This window comes from Pseudodesulfovibrio indicus, assembly GCF_001563225.1.
Taxonomy (GTDB): Bacteria; Desulfobacterota; Desulfovibrionia; order Desulfovibrionales; family Desulfovibrionaceae; genus Pseudodesulfovibrio; species Pseudodesulfovibrio indicus.
On sequence record NZ_CP014206.1, the window covers coordinates 2806671 to 2829488 of the forward strand.

Sequence of the window (22818 nt, forward strand, 5' to 3'; positions counted from 1 at the left end):
CATGGCCCCCCTGCTCGAACTGATCAACGTGACCAAGCATTTCAAGGTCTCCGGCGGCCTGCTGGGCCTCCAGACCGGGACCGTGCGCGCCGTGGACGGCGTGACCCTGTCCGTTGAGCGCGGCGAGACCCTGGGGCTGGTGGGCGAGTCCGGGTGCGGCAAGTCCACCCTGGCCAAGTGCATCATGGGGCTGGAGCCCGTGACCTCCGGCGAGGTCGTGTTCGGCAACCGGTCCCTCTCGGCCTGGGACGAGAAAAAGCTGCGCTCCAAGATTCAGATGATCTTCCAGGACCCCTATTCCTCCCTGAACCCGCGCCAGAAGGTCGCGTCCATCATCCGCGAGGGGCTGGACATCCACAACATCGGCACCGGCGACGAGCGGCGCGAGAAGGTCAACCACCTGCTCCAGGTGGTCGGCTTGCGGCCCGAGCACGGCAGCCGCTATCCCCACGAATTTTCCGGCGGCCAGCGGCAGCGCATCGCCGTGGCCCGCAGCCTGGCCCTTGACCCCAAGCTGGTGGTCTGCGACGAGCCGGTGTCCGCCCTGGACGTGTCCGTGCAGGCCCAGGTCCTCGGCCTGCTCAAGTCCCTCCAGGAGCGGCTGGACCTGACCTACGTCTTCATCTCCCACGATTTGTCCGTGGTCAGCCACATCTCCGATCGCGTGGCGGTCATGTACCTGGGCCGGATCATGGAGATCGGCGACAGCAAGACCCTGTTCGAGGACCCCAAGCATCCGTATACCCGCGCGCTGCTCTCGGCGGTGCTTCGGCCCGACCCGGAGAACCAGCCGGAACGCATTCCCCTGACCGGCGACCTGCCCAGCCCCATGAACCCGCCCACGGGCTGCCCGTTCCATCCGCGCTGCCCCGAGGCGTTCGACAAGTGCAGGAACGGCCGCCCGGAACTGATGACCCAGCCCGACGGCATGAAGACCGCCTGCTGGCTCTATTCCGGCGAATAACTGTGCCGACCGCAGCGGACCCCATCTGTATCTGGACCGTCCCGGCCTGTTCCGGCATCATCGGGAAAACATCATCCAACCGCGAGGAGCGAACATGATAAGCCGCGACCAAGCCTTTGCCCTGCTCAAGGAGCACAACACCGAAGCCAACCTCATCAACCACGCCCTGGAGTCCGAGGCGGTCCTGCGCGGCCTGGCCGCGAAACTGGGCCGGGACGAAGAGCTGTGGGGCATCACCGGGCTGCTGCACGACCTGGACTACACCGTGACCAAGGAGGCCCACGACCGGCACGGCCTGGACACCGTGGCCCTGCTCGAAGGGAAACTGCCCGAGGAGGCCCTGGCCGCCATCCGCCGCCACGCCTTCGAGATGAACGGCGCCGAAGGGCCGGAGACCGAGTTCGACTACGCCCTGCGCTGCGGCGAGACCGTCACCGGCATGGTCCACGCGGGCGCGCTGGTGCGGCCCACGAAGATCGACGGCATGACCCCCAAAAGCCTCAAGAAGAAGATGAAGGACAAGGCGTTCGCGGCCTCGGTCAACCGCGACTGTATCCGCGAGTGCGACAAGATCGGCCTGGAGCTTGGCGAATTCCTGCAGATCGCCATCGACTCGGTGACCAACATCGCCCCGGAAGTCGGGCTGGCCGCCGAGTAGCCCGGTTGCACGCACGGGAAATTTGTATTACGCCTTGGACCTCGGCGGAACCCGCCGGATATTCTGAGAAAAAGGAGCAGGGATGGGATCGTTGACCGAGCCGTTCGCCACGGGCGATTCCTTCATTCACCGCATGGACCCGCGCATCCGGCTGGCATGCGGACTGATTCTCACCATCCCGGCCGCCCTGCTGACCGAATCCCGCCCGGCCTGGCTCGCCCTGGCCGGGGGTCTGGTGCTGATGAAGACGGCCCGCCTCGATCCCCTGCTGGTCCTGAAGCGGCTGCTGGTGGTCAACTTCTTCATCCTGTTCCTGTGGTTCTTCCTGCCGTTCACCGTGCCGGGCGAGCCGGTCTGGGACCTCGGCCCGCTGCACGCCACGGCCCAGGGAATCGACCGGGCGCTGCTGATCACGGTCAAGTCCAACGCGGTGGTGGTCATGCTCATGGCCCTGCTCGGGACCATCTCGGTGCAGAACCTCGGCCCGGCCTTGCAGAAGCTCGGCGTGCCGGACAAGCTGTGCCACATCCTGCTCTTCACCTACCGCTACATCTTCACCATCCACGAGGAATACACGACCATGCGCCAGGCCATGCGGGCGCGCGGGTTCAAGCCGCGAACCGACAGCCACACCTACCGGGCCTATGCCTGGCTGGTGGGCATGCTCCTGGTCAAGAGCTGGGACCGCGCCGAGCGGGTCCAGGCGGCCATGCGCTGCCGGGGATTCCGGGGCAGGTTCTATACCCTTGCGACCTTTGAGGCGCACGGATCGGACTACCTGTTCCTGGCGCTCTGCTCGGCGCTGAGCGCGGCCCTCGTGTACATGAGCTTCATCCAAGGGAGGCTTTCTTGAGCCACGCGATCATCGAACTGAGGGACGTCACCTACGCCTTCCCGGACCGGGACGCGACCCTGAACGGCCTGACCTTCCACCTCCACCACGGCGAGAAACTCGGCCTGTTCGGGCCAAACGGCGCGGGCAAGTCGACCATGCTGCACATCCTCATGGGGCTTTTGACCCCGGACCAGGGCGAGGTGGAACTGTTCGGCGTTCCCATGAGCGACGACAAGGCGTTCGAGGCCGCCCGGCTGCGCATCGGTTTCTTGTTCCAGCACTCGGACGACCAGCTGTTCTGCCCCACGGTGCTCGACGACGTGGCCTTCGGCCCCCTGAACCAGGGGCTGACCAGGGATCAGGCCGCCGAACGCGCCAGGGAAGCCCTTGAGACCGTCGGGCTGGCCGGGTTCGAGGAGCGCATTCCCCACAGGCTCTCCGGCGGCGAGAAAAAGCTGGTGGCCCTGGCCACGGTGCTGGCCATGAAGCCCGAAGTGCTGGTGCTGGACGAGCCGACCACCGGGCTGTCGCCCGAGGCCAAGGAACGGCTGGTGGAAATTCTGAAGGGATTGGACCTGGCGCGGCTGGTGGTTTCACACGACCCGGAATTCCTGGCCGCGACCACGGACCGGCTCATCGCCATGCGCGACGGCCGCATCCGCCCCGGCGAGCTGAAGCCGCATACCCACATTCACGTTCACGAGGAAGGGGACGTGCCGCATCAGCACTGACGCGGGCCGCGGTCAGCAGACCGCCGTGCACACCTTTTCGATCTTTTGCTTGAGCTGCTGGGCGCTGAACGGCTTGACGATGTAACTCGACACGCCGAGCTTGACCGCAGTCAGGACGTTCTCGCGGAACGCCTCTGCCGTGATCATGATGAAGGGAACGCATTTCAGGTCCGGATCGTTGCGCACCTTGGCCAGCAGCTCCTCTCCGCACATCCTCGGCATCTTGTGGTCCGAGAGGACGAGGTCGAAGGACCTCCGGCGCAGCAGGTCCCAGGCGATGTCGCCGTCGTCCGCCGTGGTAACGTCCCTGAGGCCGATGTCGCGCAACGCGGTCTTTATGATTCTCTGCATGGTGTTGGAATCGTCCACCACGAGTATCCGCATGTTCAGGTCCAGACTCATGTTTTCCGCCCGATTGTTTGGCCCGCGCCCACGGCGCGGATCCTTTTCTCCCCTAAGATGGTCAAACGCTATAACAGCCTCCTGCGGGGTGCAACCATATTAGAATCCGCAAACCCGCAAAAAAACGATTCACCCCCTTGGCATTCCTGAAATAGACCCTATTATGAGACAACGGCCCGCCGAACCCGGCCCGACCGAACCCGAACTCCACACCATGCCGAACAACGATCTCACAGCGCAGATGTCGCACTCGCCGACCAGGACCATCTGGAAACTGGCCTGGCCCCAGCTCATCATGACCATGTTCCACGTACTCATCGGCATGACCGATGTGTGGGTGGCTGGCTATATCAACCGGGAGGTCCAGGCTTCCCTCGGTATCATAACCCAGTCCCTGTTCTTCCTGCTCGTGGTGGCCATGGCCGTGGCCAACGGCGCGGTGGCGGCCATCAGCCAGTCCATCGGCGCAGGGCTGGAAAAACGGGCCATGCGCTACATCGGGCTGTGCCTGATCCTGGCGGCGCTGCTCGGCGCGGTCTTCCTGGTCCTGGGGCTGCCGCTCAAGAACCTGCTCCTGACCGCCCTGCAGGTGCCGGAGTCCATGCGGCACATCACCCAGTATTTCCTGACCGTGTTCCTGCTCCTGCTGCCGCCCTACTACATGCTGTTGATCACCAACGCGATCTTCCGGGCGCGCAAGCAGGTCCTGTATCCGCTCTACTCCATGATCATCGTCACCGCCCTGAACACGGTCCTCGACCTGGGGCTCGGCCTCGGCTGGTTCGGCATGCCGGAGATCGGCTACAAAGGCTTGGCCTGGGCGACCTTCGGCTCGGTGACCTGCGGTGCGCTGTTCAACCTCTCCGTCCTCTACCGCCAGGGCCAGCTCCGCCTCGCCTGCTTCGCGCCCTGGCGCTGGATGAAACGGGCCATCCCCTACCTGACCAAGGTGGCCTGGCCCTCCGGGCTGATGCAGATCGTCTGGCAGTCCGGCTACCTGGTGCTCTACGCCATTACCGCGAGCCTGCCCCTGAGCGCGGTCAACGCCTTGGCCGGCATGTCCATCGGGCTGCGCATCGAGTCCCTGCTGTTCATGCCCGCCATGGCCTTCAACATGACCGCCTCCATCCTGATCGGCCATTACCTGGGCGCGCGCCAGCCGGAAGAGGCCAAGCGGTTCGGGTTCCGCATCCTGACCTTGGGGCTGGTGTCCATCTCCCTTTTCGCCCTGGTGGTCTGGCAGTTCATCAATCCGTGGGTCGCCCTGCTGACCCGCGACGGGGTCGTGGCCGCACAGGCCGTGAGCTACCTCAAGTGGAACATGCTGGCCATCCCGTTCACCCTGACCAGCATGATCCTGGCCGGGGCGTTCAACGGCGCGGGCGCGACCCTGTACAACATGCTCATCATGGGCGCGGCCACCTGGGGCCTCCGGCTCCCCCTGGCCTACGCCCTCGGCCACGTCATCATGAACGAGGCCGAAGGCATCTGGATCGCCATGTTCTGCTCCCAGGTGGTGCAGTCCTCGGTCCTGCTCTACTTCTACGTTTTCAAGAACTGGCAGCGTTTCGCCATGATCAAGAACCGAAACGGCCAAAAAGGATAAGGAAGTCCATGTCTCTCAATTTCGAACCCATCTCACTGGAACGTCAGGACGAATATCACAAGGCCCTGACGGGATGTCCTCAGTTGCTGACCAGCGATTTCTCCTTTGCCAACGTCTTCGGCTGGGCCGACCACTACGGCCTGGAGTGGGCCTTTCACAAGGAGCTCTGCTTCATCCGGCAGACCAGGCCTCACACGGTCCTGTGGGCACCGGTCGGCCCCTGGGAACAATATGACTGGGCCAACTGCTCGGCCATGACCGAGGGCAGGAAGTTCGTCCGCGTGCCCGAGGCCCTGACCCGGCTGTGGTCCATCGCCTTCGGCAACAAGATCCTCATCGAGGAGAGCCGCGACCACTGGGATTACGTCTATTCCGTGGAGGAGCTGATCTCCCTGTCGGGCAAAACGTTCCACAAGAAAAAGAACCTGCTCAACCAGTTCAAGAAGAACTACCTCTACACCTACGAATCCATGGCCCCGGAATGCGTGGAGGAGGTCCTGGAGATGCAGGACGAATGGTACAAGTGGTACGAGGAGAACAACCCCTCCGAGGCGCTCAAGGCCGAGAACCACGCCATCACCCGCGTGCTCCAGCACATCGACCAGATCAAGGGGTTGATGGGCGCGACCATCCGGGTGGAGGGCAAGGTCATCGCCTACACCGTGGCCGAACCGCTGTGCGAAGACTCCCTGGTCATCCACTTCGAGAAGGGCGACATCCGCTACAAGGGCGTATACCAGGCCATCAACCAGATGTTCCTGGAACACGACGCGGCGGAGTTCACCAACGTGAACCGAGAGCAGGACCTGGGCGACCCCGGCCTGCGCAAGGCCAAGATGTCCTACAACCCAAGCTTCTTCCTGAAGAAATTCGAGGCCGAACTGATCTAAGTCATGTCCCTGCTGCTCTCTTCCGCACCCCGCAAGCGGCTGGTCGTCCTCGGTCTGGACGGCCTGCCCCTGACCCTGGCCCGCACCCTGGGGGCGAGCCTGCCCAACCTGGGGCGCATCGTCGGGGACGCGGCCACGGTCAGGGCGGAGCTGCCCGAGCTCTCACCGGTCAACTGGACCTCGTTCTACACGGGCGAAGGGCCTGAGCGCCACGGGGTGTTCGGCTTCTCCCACCTCGACCCGCGGACCTATGCTCTGCGCGTGACCCGGGGGACGGACGCAACCTGCCCCACGATCTTCGACCGGCTGGGGGAGCGCGGGCTGGTGTCCAGGGTGGTGAACCTGCCCAACACCTACCCGGCCCGCCCCCTGCGAGGCATGCTCGTGGCGGGCTTCGTGGCCCATGATCTGCACAGGGCGGCCCATCCGCCCTTCCTGGCGGCCAAGCTCGCCGAGACGGGGTACAGGCTCGAAGCGGACACCAACCGGGGGCGCGCCGACCTCGGCTACCTGCTGGACGAGCTGCGCGCGACCCTCGAATCGCGCCTGGACGCGCTCGACATCCTGTGGCCCGACCTGTCCTGGGACCTGTTCGTGCACGTTTTCACCGAGACCGACCGGCTGTTTCATTTCTTCATGGATGCGGTGATCCATCGGGACCACCCGGACCACCTGGCCTGCATGCGTTTCCTTGCGGACTGGGACCACGCCCTCGGCCTGTTCCTGGATCGCTTCGACGCACTGCCCGCCCCCAAGCGGCTGCTGGTCCTGGCGGACCACGGCTTCACGGAGATCCGGACCGAGGTCAGCCTGAACACCTGGCTCATGGGCCAGGGGTTGCTCTCCCTGTCCGGCCCGCCGGACGACGAATGGGACGTATCCAAGATCACCCGTGATTCCAAGGCATTCGCCCTGGACCCGGGGCGCGTCTACCTGCACGAACAGGGACGGTTCGCCCGGGGACGGGTGGAGCCGCAGGAACGGGAAGCGCTGCTCTCGCACCTGGAGAACGGCCTCATGGCCCTCGAATACGAGGGAGAGCCGGTGCTGAGGGCCGTGCACAGGGGGGATGCCCTGTACCCCGGCTCCCGGTCGGCCCAGCGCCCGGACCTGGTCTGCGAAGCCCGCCCCGGCTTCGACCTGAAGGCCAAATTCGACCGCACGGAAATTTTTGGTTTGCATGGACGCACCGGGACACATACGGTGGACGGAGCCATCTTCGCCGACAGCCACGGCGCGCGCCCGGAGCGCATGCGGGACGTGGGGCGCATCATACTGCAACATTTCGACATCACGGAATAAATGATCGACTTCGACAACGAATTGAACGAGGCCCAGCGGGAAGCCGTGACCACCACCGAAGGACCTGTGCTGGTCATCGCCGGGGCGGGATCGGGCAAGACCCGGACCATCGTCTACCGGCTGGCCCACCTGGTGAACCAGGGCGTGGACCCGGCCCAGATCCTGCTGCTGACCTTTACCCGCAAGGCGTCCCAAGAGATGCTCGCCCGCGCCGAATCGATCCTGGGCCGCTCCCTGCACACGGCCTCGGGCGGCACCTTCCACTCGTTCTCCTACGCCACCCTGCGCATGAACAGTGCCGACATCGGCTTCGACAACGGATTCACGCTCATGGACCGCGCGGACAGCGAGAACATCTGCAAGGACGTGCGCGACGAGATGGGGCTGGGCAAGGGCGACCGCTCCTATCCCAAGAAGGCCACCCTGCTGGACATGATCACCAAGTCCCGCAACAAGGAACTGCCCATCGACGCCATCATGGAGCGCGAGGCGTACCACCTGTCCCCCTACCTGGAGGACATGCTCAAGATTTCGGACGGCTACGCGCAGTTCAAGCGCGAGCACGCCCTGGTGGACTACGACGACCTGCTCTTCCTGCTCGACAAGTTGCTTGCCACCAACGAACCGCTGCGCAACCAGCTCCAGGCCCGGTACCGATACATCATGGTGGACGAGTACCAGGACACCAACCTGGTACAGGCGCGCATCGTCAAGCACCTGGCGGGCACGCGGGGCAACGTCATGGCCGTGGGCGACGACGCCCAGTCCATCTACGCCTTTCGCGGGGCTAACGTGGCCAACATCCTGGAGTTCCCCAAGATTTTCGAGGGCACCAAGATCGTCCGGCTGGAGAAGAACTACCGCTCGGTGCAGCCCATCCTGGATCTGACCAACGAGATTCTCAAGGGCGCGACCACCAAGTTCGACAAGCACCTCTACTCGGACCTGAAGAGCGACACGCTGCCGCAGGTGGTCCATCCCCTGAGCGACCAGACCCAGGCGCGGCTGGTGGTGGACCAGATACTGGAGCTGGGCCGCCGGTACATGCTCCACGACGTGGCCGTGCTCTTCCGCGCGGGCTACCAGTCCTTCCCGCTGGAAGTGGCCCTCACGCGCATCGGCATCGACTACCAGAAGTTCGGCGGCATCCGCTTTCACGAGGCCGCCCACGTCAAGGACGTGCTCTCCTACATCCGGCTGGTGCTCAACCCCCACGACCTGCTGGCCTGGCAGCGGGCCATGGAGCACATCAAGGGGGTCGGCCCCAAGACCGTGGCCAAGATATACCGGGCCATGCACTCCGGGCTGGAGAACGACAAGAAGTACATGGCCAAGATGCTCAAGAAGCATGAACCGCTTCAGGAGCTGCTGGCCGAGCTGAACCGGCTGCGCAGCACGGTGCAGAAGCCGTCCGCCGTGCTGGAGGCGGTGCTCGCCTTCTATCAGCCCATCCTGATCGAGAAATATCCCGACGATTATCCCAAGCGCCAGGCCGGGCTGGAACAGCTCAGCCAGATCGCCGTGGGCTACACCGAGATGGAGCAGTTCATCGGCGACCTCTCCCTGGACGGCGACCCCGAAGATGAGAAGCGCAAGGAGAACGCCGTGGTCCTGTCCACCGTCCATTCGGCCAAGGGGCTGGAGTGGTCGGCGGTGATCATCATCGATCTGGTGGAGGACCGCTTCCCCTCGCGCAAGGCCATGCAGCGCGCCGAGGACCTGGAGGAGGAGCGCCGCCTGATGTACGTGGCCTGCACCCGGGCCAAGCGCGAGCTGAAGCTGTTCGTTCCCGGTTCGGTCTACAACCGCGCGTCCGGCATGTCCGACCCCACCCTGCCCAGCCCCTTTGTCCTGGAGCTGCCGGACTCGGTCTTCGAGCGCCTGAACGAGTCCTACGGCGGCGGGCTGGAGCAGCGGCGCAGGGCGTACGAGCCGCCCGCACCGGTCCTCGCCCGCAACGAGGACGAGGGGCCGTCGCCGGAACCGGCCGCGCCCAAGGCCGACCCGTCCAAGCTCGGCTTCTGCAAACACAAGATTTTCGGCAGGGGCAAGATCATTGCCCAATTGGAATCGAACAAATTCAGGGTCAATTTCCCGGGATTCGGCCTCAAGGTCATCATCGGGGACTACCTGGAACTCCTCTGATACGCTAAAGGTCAAGACATGAAGAGCGAAGAACAATTCCTTGAACTCATCGACGCCCACTTCCCGCGCGAGCACGACTTCCTCGCCCTGGGCAGGGGCGACGACTGCGCCGTGCTCCGTGGCGGCTCCGACTACTGCGTCTCCTCGGACCTGTTCCTCGAAGGGGTCCACTTCCGGCGCGAATACTTCTCCGCCGCCGACATCGGCTACAAGGCGCTGGCCGTGAACATAAGCGACATCGCGGCCATGGGGGCCAAGCCCGTGGCCTTCACCCTGGACCTGATGGCCCCGCCCGATCTGCCGGACGAGTTCTGGGACGCCTTCTTCAAGTCCATGTCCATGCTCGCCCGGCAGAACGAGATGGTCCTGGCCGGCGGCGACCTGAGCCGCTCTGACCGGCTGGGCATGTCCATCACGGTCTTCGGCGCGCCCGGCTCCACCGGGTTCCTGCGACGCCGCAACTGCGCCTTCGGCGACATCCTGTTCGCCGTGGGCGACCTCGGCCTGGCCCGGGCCGGGCTCATGGCCCTGGAAAAGGACGGCCCGGCGGCGCGCGAGACACTGCCCGCGGCGGTGCTGGCCCACCTGCGGCCCAAGCCCAAGGTGATGATCGGCACCCTGCTCAACGCCGCCGGGGTCAAGGGGTTGATGGACGTGTCCGACGGACTGGCCCGCGACCTGCCGCGCTTCCTCGGCCCGGACCTGGGCGCCGACCTGGTCCTCGCCCCGGGCAAGCTCAACGCCAACGTCATTTCCTATGCCGAGTCCATAGGCGAAGACCCTGCGGCCTTTGCCGTGACCGGCGGCGAGGACTACGCCCTGCTCGGCGCGGTCTCGCCCTTCGAGGCGGGCAAGGCGCAGTCCGTGCCCGGCTACATCCAGCTCGGCACGGTCACCAAAACACCCGGCATCACCCTGAACGGCAGCCCCTTCAAGGTTGCCGGATTCGACCACTTCGACACCTAAATGGAGGCGATATGGACAAGGAACTGGTTGTCATCGGCACGGTCCGCTCCAGCATCAAGGAAGTGAAATCGGCCCCCAAGATGGAGGACGAGGACGGCGCGGTGCGCGCCCGCATCGAGATGGACCCCGCCTATGCCGAAGGGCTGGACGGGCTTGAACCCGGCGCCCGGCTTGAACTCTTCACCTGGTTCCACCAGTCCGACCGCTCGGTGCTCAAGGTCCACCCCCGCGGCATCAAGGAGCGCCCCCTGCGCGGCGTGTTCGCCACCCGCTCCCCGGCCCGGCCCAATCCCATCGGCCTGCACCGCGTGACCCTGGTGGCCATCGAGGAGCCGCTGACCCTGGTGGTGGAACCGCTGGAGGCCATTGACGGCACCCCGATCATCGACATCAAGCCCAAGCCCAAGGGCAGGTAGTCCGTGGACCGCTTCGAGGCCGTGGAGACCACCGGCGAAAACCAGGTGGGCGGCTGGCTCCAGACCACCGACGGGGTTCGGCTGTGGCTCGACGTCCGGGGCACGGGACGCCCCGTGATCCTGATCCACGGCTGGACCATGAGCGGGCTGTTCTGGCGGCGGCAGGCCGAGCTGGCCGACCGGTTCCAGGTCGTCACCCCGGACCTGCGCGGCCACGGCCGGTCGCAGTCCACCCCGCGCGGCCACACCGTGCCCCGCTACGCCATGGACGTACGCGAGGTCATCACCGGCCTGGGGCTGCGTGAAGCGGCCCTGATCGGCTGGTCCATGGGCGGCTCCGTGGTCCTGGAATACTGGAAACAGTTCGGCGGGGACCGGCTGGCGGCCCTCGGGCTGGTGGAGACCGGCCCGTACCCCATGTCTTCCGCGTCCTGGAACACCCACAAATGCCGAGGCGGCGACGAGGAGGCCCTGCACCGGGATCTCGAGGCCATGCGCGGCGACCGCAAGGGATTCGCCCGCCGCTTCGTGGACGCCATGTTCCTGTCCGGCGAGGCCCCGGACCACGCCCTGCGCTGGATGGCCGCCGAACAGCTCAAGGCCCCCACGGACACGGCAACGGCCATCTACGAAGACTACGTCCGGCGCGACTACACCCCGGTGCTGCCCACGGTGTCCGTACCGGCCCTGGCCGTCTACGGACGGTCCCGGCACATGTGCTTCGGCCCGTCAACCGGCCGCTACGTGGCCGCCACCCTGCCCGATTCCTCCTTCGCCATCCTGGACAAAAGCGGGCATTTGCCGTTTTATGAACAACCCGAAGTGTTCAATGAGACAGTGACCCGTTTTCTGAACCGGCTCGACGCTTGAGGAGGATGCCATGAAATTTCAGTCCGCAGTCGCCGCCCTGCTCCTGACCCTGCTCTGCCTGACCCCGGCCATGGGTGCCGAGAAGGCGGGCGTGACCCTGCCCGACGCGGTGGATGTCGGAGGGGCCAGGCTGGTCCTGAACGGCATCGCCCTGCGCGAGAAGTTCGTCTTCGACGTCTATGTGGCCGGTCTGTATCTGGTGGAAAAATCCAACGATCCAGAAGCTATCCTGAAAAAGGACGCACCCCGGATGCTGGTCATGCACTTTGTCCGCGACGTGGACGCCAAGGCGATCAACGAGGCGTGGATGGAGGGGCTTGAGGCCAACGTCAAGGACGTCACCCCGGAGCTGAGGGAGAAGTTCGGCCAGCTCGCCGCCATGATGACGGACGTCAAGGACGGCCAGGCCATGGGATTCACCTACGACCCGGCCTCGGGAACGGACGTCATGGTCGCGGGCCAGCCCCGGGGAGGCATTCCCGGCAAGGACTTCGCGGACGCCATCCTGGCCACCTGGATCGGCCCCAAGCCCGGACCGGGCAAGGGCTTCAAACAACAGATCCTGGGCAACAAGTAGCCCGCCGCCCCCCTACCTGAAGCGCCAGCCGTTGGCGTAGATGTTGAAGGTCTTTTCCCTGATGCGACCCACCAGGCTCAGGTTGTTGCGCTCGGCATAGGTGATGGCCGAGCTGGTGGCCGCCGAGAATCCGCACAGAATGGGGATGTTGGCCGTGGTCGCCTTCATGGCCAGCTCCAGAGCCAGCCGCGACGAGAGCATGGCGATGGCCACCCGATCGAGAGTCCCCTCCAGCAGCGCCCGGCCCACGGCCTTGTCAAAGGCGTTGTGCCGCCCCACGTCCTCGCCGTAGGAGACCAGCTCGCCCGCGTCCGAGAACAGGGCCGCCGCGTGGGTGGAGCCGGTGTTCTTGAACAGGGACTGCCTGCGCTCGAATATCTCCTTGAACTCGAAGAGCCGCTCCGGGGCTATGTGGATGGGTCTGGGCGAGGGAAAGATGCGCCGCACCCCCCGGGGGATATCCAGGCCCACGTCCGCGCGCGCCTGGCCCTGATAGGAGAAGGCGATGCTCCGGATGTCCTCCGGGCACATGATCCTGGCCCCGGCGAACAGGAAGCCCGCCACCAGGTTCAGGTCGTCGCCCGGGGTCCTGGCCAGCACGGCCTCCTGCTGGCCGTTGACGCTCAGCCTAAGGTCCGCCTCCTCTGCTATCTGGTCGTCCTTGAAGGACAATTTCCCGTCCGAGTAGCGCTGGATGGTCACCGGGCTGACCACCTGCATGGGGCTGGCCGCGGCCCGGCGCTCACCCTTGCCCCGCCCGTCCGGGCCGCCCAAGGCCCTCAGATGCGTCGCCCCCATTCCGTCCCCCTAGTCCAGCGTGTTCCAGAGGGTCGGCGAGATGGGTTCCAACCCGTTCTCGCGGGCGAAGATGTCGAGATGGATCAGCCCGATCTGGATGGTGTCCAGGTCCGGCAGCGGCTCGCATTCGCGCATGTCCACGTTCAGGCAGTACTTGCCGCACTTGTGGCACGCCTCGATGCGCTCGAACTTGGCGTTGTCCGTGTAGAACACCTCGCGCGACTCGTTCTCGTCGTTGCCGCAGGCCGGGCAGGTGTTGCGCATGAACCGCCAGTCGTGACCGCACAGGGAGCAGTGCAGGAATTTCTTCCCGCCGCCGCCGACCAGCTGATCGAGGTCGGTCACTTCCCTGGGGGAAAGATGGGAGATGGAGGGGGTGGCCCCGCACACGGGACAGTATCCCCGGCTCCAGGAAATTTTGGAGAGGGGCTCGCCCAGGTTGTCGACCATAGCACAAAGGACAGGCGAGAAAACGGTCTCTGAAATATACAGCAACGTGGTGAACGGTTCGATGCCGAGCTGTACGGAGGTGTTCTCAAAGTGTTTCCAATTGCCTTCGATCCGAGCCTGGGCAAGCCCCGCGATATTGCCGGAGTCGTCCAGGAATCCGCCGAGTTTCTCCCGCACCTCCTGGGACAGTCCCAGCAGTTCGCACAACAGGGGCAACAGCGCCCGGGCCGACTCCTTCATGGGATCGGCAAGGAGGGAAAGATTCTCGTCCACCAGGATCGGCACGCCCGCATTGAGCCGCGCCGCATCGATCTTTGGCGTCACCACCCCCTTGGCGGCCATCTCTTCCCGGAGCCGTCCCTTTTCGACAAAGAGCGGGCCGAACTTCTCGGCCAGCTCGGCATAGGCCGGAACGCGATTCTTGATGGTTTCTAGAGTGGAAAGCACAGTATTCTGGCAGGAAACCGATTTCATGGAAAACTCCGTGTTCCCCGCATCGGGCCGGAGCGTCGTTTGGGACGCTCCGGCCTCCTGCGGAGAGGATTATCAGGTTACGCCTTCATGGCCTTGAAGGGTCTTGCCAGGGTGGCGAGGAACTGCTTCTTGGACATGGGGCCGCCGATCTTGGCTTCGGCGACCGCGAACTCGTGATAGTTCGCGGGGTCGTCGGTGAGCAGGTAGATGACGTTGACGTCCTCGGGATCGGCCAGCATCGCTTTGGGCCACTGTTTCTTGAGTTTGGCCAGACGCTGCTCGGCGAGCTTGAGCATGTCCTCGCGTTCGCCGAAGTTCATGGTCCCGGTGGGACACACCTTGACGCAGGCGGGCAGCATGCCGGCATGGATGCGTTCGTTGCACATGGTGCACTTGGACATCAAACCGGACTGTTCGTTGCGCCTGGGGATGTTGTACGGGCACGCGTCGCGCACCTGTTCCGCTTCTTCGGCGGAGAACTTCGCGGTCTTGTCGGTGAAGACGACCGCGCCGGTCTTCTCATCCTGGACAATGGCCTCTTCGAGGTACACGTCGCCCACCTCCTTGCACGGAGGGACGTCGCAGTGGCGGCACTGGTCCGGGAAGAAGTTCCAGCGGACCACGCCGTCTTCGAGGTGTTCGCTGAAGCGAACGAGCTTGTAGTTGTTGGGGTTCAAATCCTGCGGATTCTGGTGACTGCCCCATTTGTATTGGGTCGTCTGGTTGGCGGGCAGTTCATGCCACTCCTTGCAGGCGATCTGACAGCCGCGGCACGCGGTGCAGCGGGAAGTGTCTATCAAGAATGACTTAGGCATCTCGCATCCTCCTTAGGTTGCCAGCTCGGTGAGCTTGTCGGCCTTGCGAATGTTCACGCAGCAGGCCTTGAACTCGGGAATGGTGGTGTTCGGATCGCCGACCGAAGGCGTGAGCCTGTTGGTGGCGTCACCAGAGCCGGGCGTCGTCCAGCCGAAGCAGAACGGCATGCCTATTTCGTGAATGATGCGTCCATGCACCTTGAGCGGCCGCATGCGAATCGTGACCATGGCAATGGCCTCGACCCTGCCGCGGATGGATTCGACGATGACGCCGTCGCCATTGTTGATGCCCTTCTCCTGGGCCAGTTCCGGGCTCATCTCGACATACAGCTGAGGCTCGGCCTCGAGCAGGTTCGGGATGTTGCGGGTCTCGCCGCCGCCGCACCAGTGTTCCGTCAGGCTGTAGGTGGTCAGCACGATCGGGTAGTTCGGGTCCGCGGGCTTGGCCAGCTTGTCCATTTCGGAGGAGACGAACTTGTACACCGGGCTGTTCAGCTGCTTGGAGAACTTGTTCGAATCCACCGGGGTCTCGACCGGCTCGTAGTGCTCGGAGAACGGCCCGTCCGCTCGGCCGGGGCCGAATATCTGGCCGAAGCCGAACTTGGACATGATGAACGGGTACTTGCCCTTGCCGGTGGCCATGGGAGGCCAGCCGCCGTCGGGCACGTCGCCCACCCACTTGCCGTCCTTCCACTCGATGACGGCCTTGGCCGGGTTGTACGGCTTGCCGTTGAGGTCCACGGAGGCGCGGTTGTAGAGGATGCGGCGGTTGACCGGCCAGCACCAGGCCCAGTTCGGGAACAGGCCGATGTTGGCCTGCATTTCGGTCTGGTCGGTGCTGCGGCGCAGCGCCTTGTTGCCGTCTTCCTCGGTGACGCTGCCCGCGTAGAGCCAGTTGAGGCTGGAGGTGGAGCCGTCATCCTTCAGGGCGGTGAACGACGGGACCTGCTGCCCCTTCTTGTACAGCTTGTCGCCAACCTTGGTGTCCACGGTGAAGCGGCCGTTGATCCGGGCGCACAGGTCCTTGGGATCGTAGGTCTCGGGGTAGTCGAGCCAGGTCACGGCCTCGGGCAGCGTGCCGCCCTCCTTCTCGTACAGTTTCTTCAGGCGGGACATGATTCCGCAAAACATGTCGCCGAAGGGCTTGGACTCGAAGGCGGGCTTGACGACCTGATGGTGCCAGAGCAGCCAGCGGCCGGAGTTGGTGACCGAGCCGTCCTTTTCCAGACGGTGGGCGGACGGCAGCAGGAACACCTCGGTCTTGACCTTTTTGGGGTCAACGCCCGGGCGGTGCCAGTTGTCCGTGGTCTCGGAATGGTGCAGTTCGGAGGTGATCAGCCAATCCAGGTTGTCCAGGGCCTTGCGGACCTTGTTGGAGTTGGGCACCGAGTTCATCGGGTTCAGGCCGATGATGATGCCGCCCCGGATCTTGCCCTGGAACATGCGGTCGAAGAGGAACAGGTAGGAATAGTCCTCGCCCTTCTCGATCTTCGGGAGCAGTTCGTAGCAGAAGCCGTTTTCCTTGGTGGCGTGCTCGCCGTACCAGGCCTTGAGCAGGCTGGCGAAGTACTTGGGCTTGTGCTGCCACCAGTTGGCGGACTGCGGGTCGTTGGATACCGGGGTGTTGCCCTTGACGTAATCGTCGTAGGTCTGCCAGCCGTTGTGCGGCATGGCCATGTAGCCCGGGATGATGTGGTACAGCAGGGTGTGGTCGGTGGAACCCTGGACGTTGGGCTCGCCGCGCAGGGCGTTGATGCCGCCGCCCGCAACGCCGATGTTGCCGAGCAACAGCTGGATGATGCCTGCGGAGCGGATGTTCTGCACGCCGACGGTGTGCTGGGTCCAGCCCAGAGCGTACATCACCGTGCCCGCCTTGTCCGGACGACCGGTGGCGGCGAAGGCCTCGTACACCTTGAGCAGGTTTTCCTTGGACACGCCGGTGGTGGTCGAAACCGTATCCAGGTCGTAGCGGGAGTAGTGCTTCCTGAGGAGCTGGAACACGCAACGGGGGTTCTTCAGGCTGGCGTCGCGCTTGGGCACGCCGTTCTCATCCATCTCGAAGCCCCACTTGGACTTGTCGTAGGTGCGGGTCTTGGGATCGTAGCCGGTGAAGATACCGTCCTTGAATCCGTAGTCCTTGCCCACGATGAGCGCGGCGTTGGTGTAGTTGGCCACGTACTCCTTGAAGTACTTCTCATTGTCCACAATGTACTTGATCATGCCGCCCAGGAAAGCGATGTCCGTACCGGACCGCAGGGGGACATGGAAATCCGACCGGGCCGACGTGCGGGAGAACTTGGGATCCACGTGCATGACGGTGGCGCCCTTGTCCTTGGCCTGCAATACCCACTTGAAGGAAATCGGATGATGTTCGGCAGCATTGCTGCCCATTATGAGGATGGAATCGGCATTCTTGATGTCGATCCAGTGGTTGGTCATCGCACCGCGTCCGAACGACTCTCCCAGAGCCGCAACAGTCGCGCTGTGTCAGATCCTTGCCTGGTGGTCCATGTGGACGACGCCCAGGCCGCGCATCGCCTGATGGGCGATGGCGCATTCTTCGTTGCCCGCGTGGGAGGTGCCCAGCAGGAACATGGATTCGAGACGGTTGACGGTGTCGCCCTTCTCGTTCTTGAGGATGAGGTCCTTGTCGCGGGTTTCCTTGATGCGGGCCGCCATGCGGTCGAACATCCAGTCCCAGCTCTTCTCTTCCCACTTGTCGCTGTAGGGCGCGCGGTACAGGGGCTTTTGCAGCCGGTGGTGGCTGGTGGTCATGGTGAACATGGCCGCACCCTTGGCGCACAGCGAGCCTTCGTTGATGGGGTAGTCCGGGTCGCCCTCGGTGTTCACGAGCTTGCCGTCCTTGACGTAACCGATGATGTGGCAGCTCACCGAGCAGAACGGACAGACGGTCACCACCTCTTTCGCGCCGGAAATCTTGATTTCCGCCGCATAGGCCTTGACCGGGGTCAAGCTGACTCCGATCTGCCCGAGGGTGAGACACGCCGCTCCGGAGCCTGCGAGCTTCATGAAGCTTCGGCGGTCGAGTTTCATACCTGTGGCCTCCTTGATCTGTGCCGGAAAAGCCAATGCTTCCCGGCCGTTGCTTGCCTGAACGACATGTCCAAGCATCGCAATGCTAACATTAAATTCAATTAATTCAATATGTTATATTTAACACGTTGAAAGACGCCGGAAACAGGCTACTCGTAACAGTTCAGATAGAAAGGTAAGAATTCGTTGCCCTTGGACAGGGCAAAGGCCTCCACTTCGCGGTACCACTGATCATAGCTCCGCGCGAGGACCTTCCCAAAGGGAGTGAGGCGGTATCCCGCCCTGCGGTTGGAATCCCGCTCAATGAGTTTTTGGCCGATCAGTTCCTCGGTGACCTTGATCTTTCCCCAGGCACCGCGATAGGACATGCCCAGCGCTTCTGCGGCTCCCTTGAGAGAGCCGTGCTCCTCCACGGACTTGAGCATTTGAAGACGACCGAGGCCGAAGAGCACGCCCTCCTCCGTCTCGAACCACAGGTGCATCCGCATGGTGGGATTTTCCTTGGTCTTCCTCGCCCTTTCACGGTTCGTATCTTTCAACATGATTCACCTCGTCGGGTGCATGATCCGGCAGTCCGCTCCCCGCTTCCGCCAACGGCATCCGCGTCCGCCCGGGAGTGTCGGAAAGCTCCCCCTATGGCTTATTATGTCTTTTAGAGCATAAAAAAGCTCTATTGGACTCCCCTCCTCCGCACAACAACATTACGACTACGCCAAGGTTTGACACCAAACACTCTTCAATAGTCCAAAATCATTGAAATAATACGAGCATCGAAGACCGGCCTAAAACCGACGACTGCGTATGTTGTTACAGTTTTGTCTTCTAATTCAATCTGTTGAAATCATCGGAAAATCGCATTCGGGCGTGAAGATAGTAGTGCCAAACCATTGATAAGATGAAATTCATATCCATTTAGCCGGTCTACTTATAGAAATCCTTACGGTATTACGATTGATTATCTCGATCGCGGCACCGTGAACTCTCAACTCCCTAAACCGAGGAAGGCGGCAATGTCCGAAACCACGCACCACGAAATGTGGGAACGACTGAACCTGGATCTGGAAGCGCACGACGGCCTGCTCGAAGTGCTCGGCAAATTTTACGGGGACATCTACCTGTCCCAGGACAACAGGCTCAAGGGCATGGAGTACCTGGACTTCGTTTTGAGTGAGGTGCACGGCCTGCGGATCAAGGAGCTTCAGGAAGCCAAGGAGGCCGGGCGCAAGGTGGTTGGCACCTTCTGCGTGTTCGTCCCCGAGGAGATCACCCTGGCCGCCGACGCCATCCACGTCGGGCTGTGCGCGGGCGCCGAGGCGGGCAGCGACCTGGCCGAACAGCTGGTGCCGCGCAACACCTGCGCCCTGATCAAGTCGTTCATCGGCTTCAAGATGGCCAAGCTCTGTCCGTACATCGAGTCCACCGACATGATCGTGGGCGAGACCACCTGCGACGGCAAGAAGAAGGCCTATGAGGCGTTCAACGAGATCGCCCCGACCTACGTCATGGAGGTCCCGCAGACCAAGACCGAATCGGCCCGCGCCCTGTGGCGGTCCGAGGTGGTCCGGTATATCAAGGCCCTGGAGGAGCTGACCGGCGTGACCATCACCGCCGAAAAGCTCGCCGAGGGCATCCGCATTACCAACGCCAAGCGCAAGGCCCTGCAACGGCTGACCGCCCTGCGCGCCGCCTCCCCGGCCCCCATCTCCGGCCGCGATTCCCTGCTCATCAACCAGATCAGCTTCTACGACGATCCCGTCCGCTTCACGGCCAAGATCAATGAACTCTGCGACGAGCTGCAGGAGCGGATCGGCCAGGGCAAGGGCGTTGCCCCCGCGGACACCCCGCGCCTGCTCCTGTCCGGCTGTCCCATGGCCGTGCCCAACTGGAAGCTGCCCTTCGTGGTGGAGAGTTCCGGTGCGGTCATCGTGGGCGAGGAATCCTGCATCGGCACCCGCAACTCCCGCGACCTGGTGGACGAATCCGCCAACACCCTGGAGGGCATGATCGACGCCATCACGGACCGCTACATGAAGATCGACTGCGCCTGCTTCACGCCCAACAACGAGCGGCTGGAGAACGTCACCGCCCTGGCCAAGTCGCTGAAGGCCGACGGCGTGATCCACTACAGCCTGCTCTTCTGCCAGCCCTATTCCCACGAATCCCTGAAGGTGGACAAGGCGCTGCAGAACGCGGGCATCCCCATGCTGTCCATCGAGACGGACTATTCCATGGAGGACGTGGCCCAGCTCAAGACGCGCGTGGAAGCGTTCGTGGAGACCCTCGGTTGATCGCCGGACTGGATATCGGGTCCCGCTCCATCGAGCTGGTGATCCTTGAAGACGGCAAGGTGGCCGAAACCCGCAAGGCGCCGACCACCTTCGATCCCGTCACCCAATGTTTGAGACTGCTGGATGGGTTGCGCCCGGCCTCCTTGGTCGGGACCGGTTACGGGCGCGACCTCATCCAGCGCCTCGACCTGACCTGCGAATGCTCGGCCATCACCGAGATCAAGGCCCACGCCCTGGGCGCGGCGCACATCTTCCCGGAGGCGCGCACCGTGCTGGACATCGGCGGACAGGACACCAAGGCCATGTCCCTCACGGGCGGCCGGGTCCTGAAGTTCGAAATGAACGACCGCTGCGCGGCCGGCACGGGCAAATTCCTGGAGTACACCGCCGGGGTCTTCCAGATCCCGGTGGAGGAGTTCGGGCGCTACGCCCTCAAGGGCCAAAACCCGCCGGAGATCAGCTCCATCTGCACGGTCTTCGCCGAGACCGAGGCGACCTCGCTCATGGCGCGCGGCGAAAAGCCCGAGGCCATAGCCCTGGGGCTGCACAAGGCCATCGTCAAGCGCACGGTGAACATGCTCAAGCGGGTCGGGCTGAACTTTCCGGTGGTCTTCACCGGCGGCGTGGCCAACAACCCCTGCGTGCTCAAGCTGCTCGCGGAGGCCATCGGCGGGGAGATAGGGAAGGAGATTCTGGTCCCGGAGAACCCGGACCATATGGGTGCGCTCGGCGCGGCCCTGCACCGCCACATGAGCGGGCAGGACCGGGCCTGACAAAAATTTAGAACTGCGGAACCAGTCGGCGGATGGGCTTGAGGAGCCTGCCCGCACGGCTGGGAGAGGGGCTCGGCACCTCGCTGCAACCGCCCGCGGTCTCAAAGGTGTAGAACAGGTCGTGATCGACCGCGCGGGCCACGCCGAGCAGCTGCTTCATGTCCTTGCGGCGGCAGACCACGAACTGGACCGTGACCGGCCCCTGGGACCCCTCGCCCGCCACGGTGGTCAGCATGAACCCGGCCTGGCGCACGGCCTCGGCGATGTCGCCGCCCCTGCCCGCGCTGATGATGCGCACCACCACGTTGCCCAGGGCGAGCTTCTTCTCGGCCAGGATGCCGACCACGTTGCCCGCAGCGAAGCCAACGGCGTAGAACACGCCGAGCGCGGGCTCCTCGCCGACCTTCATGAGCACCGTGGACGTGCCGAACACCCACAGGGACATTTCCAGGCAACCAAGGTAAAAAGCCGCCCGGGACTCGCCGAGCACGGTGACCATGGTACGGATGGTTCCGATGGTCAGAACCAGCATTTCCGCCAGGAAGACAACGATACCGAGAAACAGGACATCCAAAGTCATTGCAGACCCTCATTGTTGATTTTGGAGAGGGTCGTCTATAGTCTCTTGATCGTCCGGTCAAGGGGTATCGGGTGACAAATCGCGGAATTTTTCCCCGCCCATTTTCCCCCTTTCCAAGGCCAAAAAAATCTCCTTGGATTGCAGAGTGATGGACAAAACAAAAGGCCGACCCCATCAGGGGCCGGCCTTGAACATTTCGTCGCGGACGGGAGCTACTTCTTGAGCCAGCTCATCATCTCGCGCAGACGGCCGCCGACTTCCTCGATCTGGGACTCGGCACCGATGCGGCGCATGGTCTTCAGGCCGACCTGACCGGCCTTGTTGTCCAGGATGAAGTCGCGGGCGAACTTGCCGGTCTGGATATCCTTGAGCACGCGGCGCATTTCCTCGCGGGTCTCGTCGGTGATGATGCGGGGACCGGTGACGTAGTCGCCGTACTCGGCGGTGTCGGAGATGGAGTAGCGCATCTTGGCCATGCCGCCCTCGTACATGAGGTCGATGATCAGCTTCAGCTCGTGCAGGCACTCGAAGTAGGCGACCTCGGGCTGGTAACCGGCCTCCACCAGGGTGTCGAAGCCGGCCTTGCACAGGGCGGTCAGGCCGCCGCAGAGCACGGCCTGCTCGCCGAACAGGTCGGTCTCGGTCTCTTCCTTGAAAGTGGTCTCGATGACGCCGGAGCGGGTTCCACCGATGCCCTTGGCGTAGGCGAGCGCGATCTCCATGGCCTTGCCCGAGGCGTCGACGGCCACGGCGGCCAGGCAGGGAACGGCTCCGCCCTCGGTGTAGGTGCGGCGCACCAGGTGGCCGGGACCCTTGGGGGCGATCATGACGCAGTCCACGCCCTTGGGCGGGGTGATCTGCTGGAAATGGACGTTGAAGCCGTGACCGAAGGCGATGATGTTGCCCTCTTCCAGGTACGGGAGAATCTCGTTCTTGAAAACTTCTGCCTGGTACTGGTCGGGCAGCAGGATCATGATCATGTCGGCCTGCTTGGAGGCGTCGGCCACGGACATGGGCTCGAAGCCGTGTTCCTTGGCCAGATCATAGTTGGGGCCGCCGGGGCGCTGGGCCACGATGACGTTGATGCCGGAATCACGCAGATTCTGGGCGTGGGCATGGCCCTGGCTGCCGTAACCCACGATGGCCACGGTCTTGTCTTTCAGAAGGCTCAGGTCCGCATCATTCTCGTAATACACTTTCATGGGAATATCTCCTCGATATTGT

Annotated in this window: 22 protein-coding genes; 14 read left to right on the forward strand and 8 right to left on the reverse strand. The window is 63.7% G+C overall.

Annotation, left to right across the window (positions count from 1 at the left end):
* Window position 1 precedes the first annotated feature (1 nt).
* From AWY79_RS12700 to AWY79_RS12715, 4 genes are all read left to right on the forward strand, one after another.
* Window positions 2-964, forward strand: a complete 963-nt coding sequence (locus AWY79_RS12700) for an ABC transporter ATP-binding protein (protein WP_066804531.1) — start codon at window positions 2-4, stop codon at window positions 962-964.
* Window positions 965-1058: 94 nt separating this feature from the next.
* Window positions 1059-1622, forward strand: a complete 564-nt coding sequence (locus AWY79_RS12705; RefSeq protein ID WP_066804534.1) for an HD domain-containing protein — start codon at window positions 1059-1061, stop codon at window positions 1620-1622.
* Window positions 1623-1704: 82 nt separating this feature from the next.
* A complete protein-coding gene (cbiQ, locus tag AWY79_RS12710) occupies window positions 1705-2475 on the forward strand; it encodes a cobalt ECF transporter T component CbiQ (RefSeq protein ID WP_066804537.1) in 771 nt (256 codons plus the stop codon).
* Window positions 2472-3188 carry an energy-coupling factor ABC transporter ATP-binding protein gene (locus AWY79_RS12715; RefSeq protein ID WP_066804541.1) on the forward strand — a complete coding sequence of 239 codons (717 nt, stop codon included), beginning with the start codon at window positions 2472-2474 and terminating at the stop codon, window positions 3186-3188. The genes cbiQ and AWY79_RS12715 overlap by 4 nt, the downstream gene beginning before the upstream one ends.
* A gap of 12 nt (window positions 3189-3200) precedes the next feature.
* On the opposite strand, the gene AWY79_RS12720 is transcribed toward AWY79_RS12715, so the two are convergent.
* A complete protein-coding gene (locus AWY79_RS12720; RefSeq protein ID WP_066804544.1) occupies window positions 3201-3590 on the reverse strand; it encodes a response regulator in 390 nt (129 codons plus the stop codon).
* A gap of 214 nt (window positions 3591-3804) precedes the next feature.
* On the opposite strand from AWY79_RS12720, the gene AWY79_RS12725 reads away from it, so the two are divergent.
* Genes AWY79_RS12725 through AWY79_RS12760 form a run of 8 tightly spaced genes read left to right on the forward strand, consistent with a single transcriptional unit; the run spans window position 3805 to window position 12362 of the window.
* Window positions 3805-5196, forward strand: a complete 1392-nt coding sequence (locus AWY79_RS12725) for an MATE family efflux transporter (RefSeq protein WP_066807220.1) — start codon at window positions 3805-3807, stop codon at window positions 5194-5196.
* A gap of 8 nt (window positions 5197-5204) precedes the next feature.
* A complete protein-coding gene (locus AWY79_RS12730; RefSeq protein ID WP_066804546.1) occupies window positions 5205-6086 on the forward strand; it encodes a DUF2156 domain-containing protein in 882 nt (293 codons plus the stop codon).
* Window positions 6087-6089: 3 nt separating this feature from the next.
* The gene (locus AWY79_RS12735; RefSeq protein WP_066804552.1) at window positions 6090-7388 is read left to right on the forward strand and encodes an alkaline phosphatase family protein; all 1299 of its coding nucleotides are present in this window, start codon (window positions 6090-6092) and stop codon (window positions 7386-7388) included.
* Window positions 7389-9533, forward strand: coding sequence for an ATP-dependent helicase (locus AWY79_RS12740; protein ID WP_066804554.1), 2145 nt, complete (start codon window positions 7389-7391; stop codon window positions 9531-9533). It abuts the gene before it with no gap.
* Window positions 9534-9551: 18 nt separating this feature from the next.
* Entirely contained in the window at window positions 9552-10499 is a 948-nt protein-coding gene (thiL, locus tag AWY79_RS12745) for a thiamine-phosphate kinase (RefSeq protein ID WP_066804556.1), read from the forward strand.
* Window positions 10500-10510: 11 nt separating this feature from the next.
* The gene (tsaA, locus tag AWY79_RS12750) at window positions 10511-10915 is read left to right on the forward strand and encodes a tRNA (N6-threonylcarbamoyladenosine(37)-N6)-methyltransferase TrmO (RefSeq protein ID WP_066804558.1); all 405 of its coding nucleotides are present in this window, start codon (window positions 10511-10513) and stop codon (window positions 10913-10915) included.
* Between the two features lie 3 nt (window positions 10916-10918).
* Window positions 10919-11785, forward strand: a complete 867-nt coding sequence (locus AWY79_RS12755; protein ID WP_066804560.1) for an alpha/beta fold hydrolase — start codon at window positions 10919-10921, stop codon at window positions 11783-11785.
* A gap of 10 nt (window positions 11786-11795) precedes the next feature.
* Window positions 11796-12362 (forward strand): chalcone isomerase family protein, encoded by a 567-nt coding sequence (locus tag AWY79_RS12760; RefSeq protein WP_066804562.1) that lies wholly within the window; start codon window positions 11796-11798, stop codon window positions 12360-12362.
* A gap of 12 nt (window positions 12363-12374) precedes the next feature.
* Here the strand turns inward: AWY79_RS12760 and AWY79_RS12765 are convergent, their stop codons facing one another.
* The 5 genes from AWY79_RS12765 to AWY79_RS12790 all read right to left on the reverse strand — a co-directional run bounded on the left by AWY79_RS12765 (window position 12375) and on the right by AWY79_RS12790 (window position 18495).
* Window positions 12375-13160, reverse strand: coding sequence for a formate dehydrogenase accessory sulfurtransferase FdhD (locus AWY79_RS12765; RefSeq protein ID WP_066804564.1), 786 nt, complete (start codon window positions 13158-13160; stop codon window positions 12375-12377).
* A gap of 9 nt (window positions 13161-13169) precedes the next feature.
* Complete coding sequence (locus AWY79_RS12770; RefSeq protein ID WP_066804566.1) at window positions 13170-14084, reverse strand: formate dehydrogenase accessory protein FdhE; 915 nt, start codon at window positions 14082-14084, stop codon at window positions 13170-13172.
* 77 nt (window positions 14085-14161) lie between these two features.
* Window positions 14162-14899 carry a 4Fe-4S dicluster domain-containing protein gene (locus AWY79_RS12775; protein WP_066804569.1) on the reverse strand — a complete coding sequence of 246 codons (738 nt, stop codon included), beginning with the start codon at window positions 14897-14899 and terminating at the stop codon, window positions 14162-14164.
* A gap of 12 nt (window positions 14900-14911) precedes the next feature.
* Window positions 14912-17953 (reverse strand): formate dehydrogenase-N subunit alpha, encoded by a 3042-nt coding sequence (gene fdnG / locus AWY79_RS12780; protein ID WP_078063770.1) that lies wholly within the window; start codon window positions 17951-17953, stop codon window positions 14912-14914.
* A 149-nt stretch (window positions 17954-18102) separates the two neighbouring features.
* Window positions 18103-18495, reverse strand: coding sequence for a winged helix-turn-helix domain-containing protein (locus tag AWY79_RS12790; RefSeq protein ID WP_066804578.1), 393 nt, complete (start codon window positions 18493-18495; stop codon window positions 18103-18105).
* A 468-nt stretch (window positions 18496-18963) separates the two neighbouring features.
* Between AWY79_RS12790 and AWY79_RS12795 the strand changes: the two genes are divergently transcribed.
* The gene (locus tag AWY79_RS12795; protein WP_066804581.1) at window positions 18964-20241 is read left to right on the forward strand and encodes a double-cubane-cluster-containing anaerobic reductase; all 1278 of its coding nucleotides are present in this window, start codon (window positions 18964-18966) and stop codon (window positions 20239-20241) included.
* Window positions 20238-21014, forward strand: coding sequence for an acyl-CoA dehydratase activase (locus AWY79_RS12800; protein WP_066804584.1), 777 nt, complete (start codon window positions 20238-20240; stop codon window positions 21012-21014). The genes AWY79_RS12795 and AWY79_RS12800 overlap by 4 nt, the downstream gene beginning before the upstream one ends.
* A 7-nt stretch (window positions 21015-21021) precedes the next feature.
* Here AWY79_RS12800 and AWY79_RS12805 read toward each other — a convergent pair whose 3' ends face one another.
* A complete protein-coding gene (locus tag AWY79_RS12805; RefSeq protein WP_066804587.1) occupies window positions 21022-21594 on the reverse strand; it encodes a DUF2179 domain-containing protein in 573 nt (190 codons plus the stop codon).
* 212 nt (window positions 21595-21806) lie between these two features.
* Window positions 21807-22796 (reverse strand): ketol-acid reductoisomerase, encoded by a 990-nt coding sequence (gene ilvC / locus AWY79_RS12810; protein ID WP_066804590.1) that lies wholly within the window; start codon window positions 22794-22796, stop codon window positions 21807-21809.
* Between the last annotated feature and the right edge of the window lie 22 nt (window positions 22797-22818).

Excerpts from the sequence above, each read along its gene's own strand:
- AWY79_RS12720 (WP_066804544.1), bottom strand. The coding sequence starts at position 3,590 with ATGAGTCTGGACCTGAACATGCGGATACTCGTGGTGGACGATTCCAAC.
- thiL (WP_066804556.1), top strand. The coding sequence starts at position 9,552 with ATGAAGAGCGAAGAACAATTCCTTGAACTCATCGACGCCCACTTCCCG.
- AWY79_RS12705 (WP_066804534.1), top strand. The coding sequence starts at position 1,059 with ATGATAAGCCGCGACCAAGCCTTTGCCCTGCTCAAGGAGCACAACACC.
- AWY79_RS12805 (WP_066804587.1), bottom strand. The coding sequence starts at position 21,594 with ATGACTTTGGATGTCCTGTTTCTCGGTATCGTTGTCTTCCTGGCGGAA.
- AWY79_RS12795 (WP_066804581.1), top strand. The coding sequence starts at position 18,964 with ATGTCCGAAACCACGCACCACGAAATGTGGGAACGACTGAACCTGGAT.
- AWY79_RS12770 (WP_066804566.1), bottom strand. The coding sequence starts at position 14,084 with ATGAAATCGGTTTCCTGCCAGAATACTGTGCTTTCCACTCTAGAAACC.
- AWY79_RS12700 (WP_066804531.1), top strand. The coding sequence starts at position 2 with ATGGCCCCCCTGCTCGAACTGATCAACGTGACCAAGCATTTCAAGGTC.
- AWY79_RS12735 (WP_066804552.1), top strand. The coding sequence starts at position 6,090 with ATGTCCCTGCTGCTCTCTTCCGCACCCCGCAAGCGGCTGGTCGTCCTC.
- AWY79_RS12765 (WP_066804564.1), bottom strand. The coding sequence starts at position 13,160 with ATGGGGGCGACGCATCTGAGGGCCTTGGGCGGCCCGGACGGGCGGGGC.
- ilvC (WP_066804590.1), bottom strand. The coding sequence starts at position 22,796 with ATGAAAGTGTATTACGAGAATGATGCGGACCTGAGCCTTCTGAAAGAC.
- AWY79_RS12725 (WP_066807220.1), top strand. The coding sequence starts at position 3,805 with ATGCCGAACAACGATCTCACAGCGCAGATGTCGCACTCGCCGACCAGG.
- cbiQ (WP_066804537.1), top strand. The coding sequence starts at position 1,705 with ATGGGATCGTTGACCGAGCCGTTCGCCACGGGCGATTCCTTCATTCAC.
- AWY79_RS12790 (WP_066804578.1), bottom strand. The coding sequence starts at position 18,495 with ATGTTGAAAGATACGAACCGTGAAAGGGCGAGGAAGACCAAGGAAAAT.
- AWY79_RS12740 (WP_066804554.1), top strand. The coding sequence starts at position 7,389 with ATGATCGACTTCGACAACGAATTGAACGAGGCCCAGCGGGAAGCCGTG.
- tsaA (WP_066804558.1), top strand. The coding sequence starts at position 10,511 with ATGGACAAGGAACTGGTTGTCATCGGCACGGTCCGCTCCAGCATCAAG.
- AWY79_RS12760 (WP_066804562.1), top strand. The coding sequence starts at position 11,796 with ATGAAATTTCAGTCCGCAGTCGCCGCCCTGCTCCTGACCCTGCTCTGC.
- AWY79_RS12730 (WP_066804546.1), top strand. The coding sequence starts at position 5,205 with ATGTCTCTCAATTTCGAACCCATCTCACTGGAACGTCAGGACGAATAT.
- AWY79_RS12775 (WP_066804569.1), bottom strand. The coding sequence starts at position 14,899 with ATGCCTAAGTCATTCTTGATAGACACTTCCCGCTGCACCGCGTGCCGC.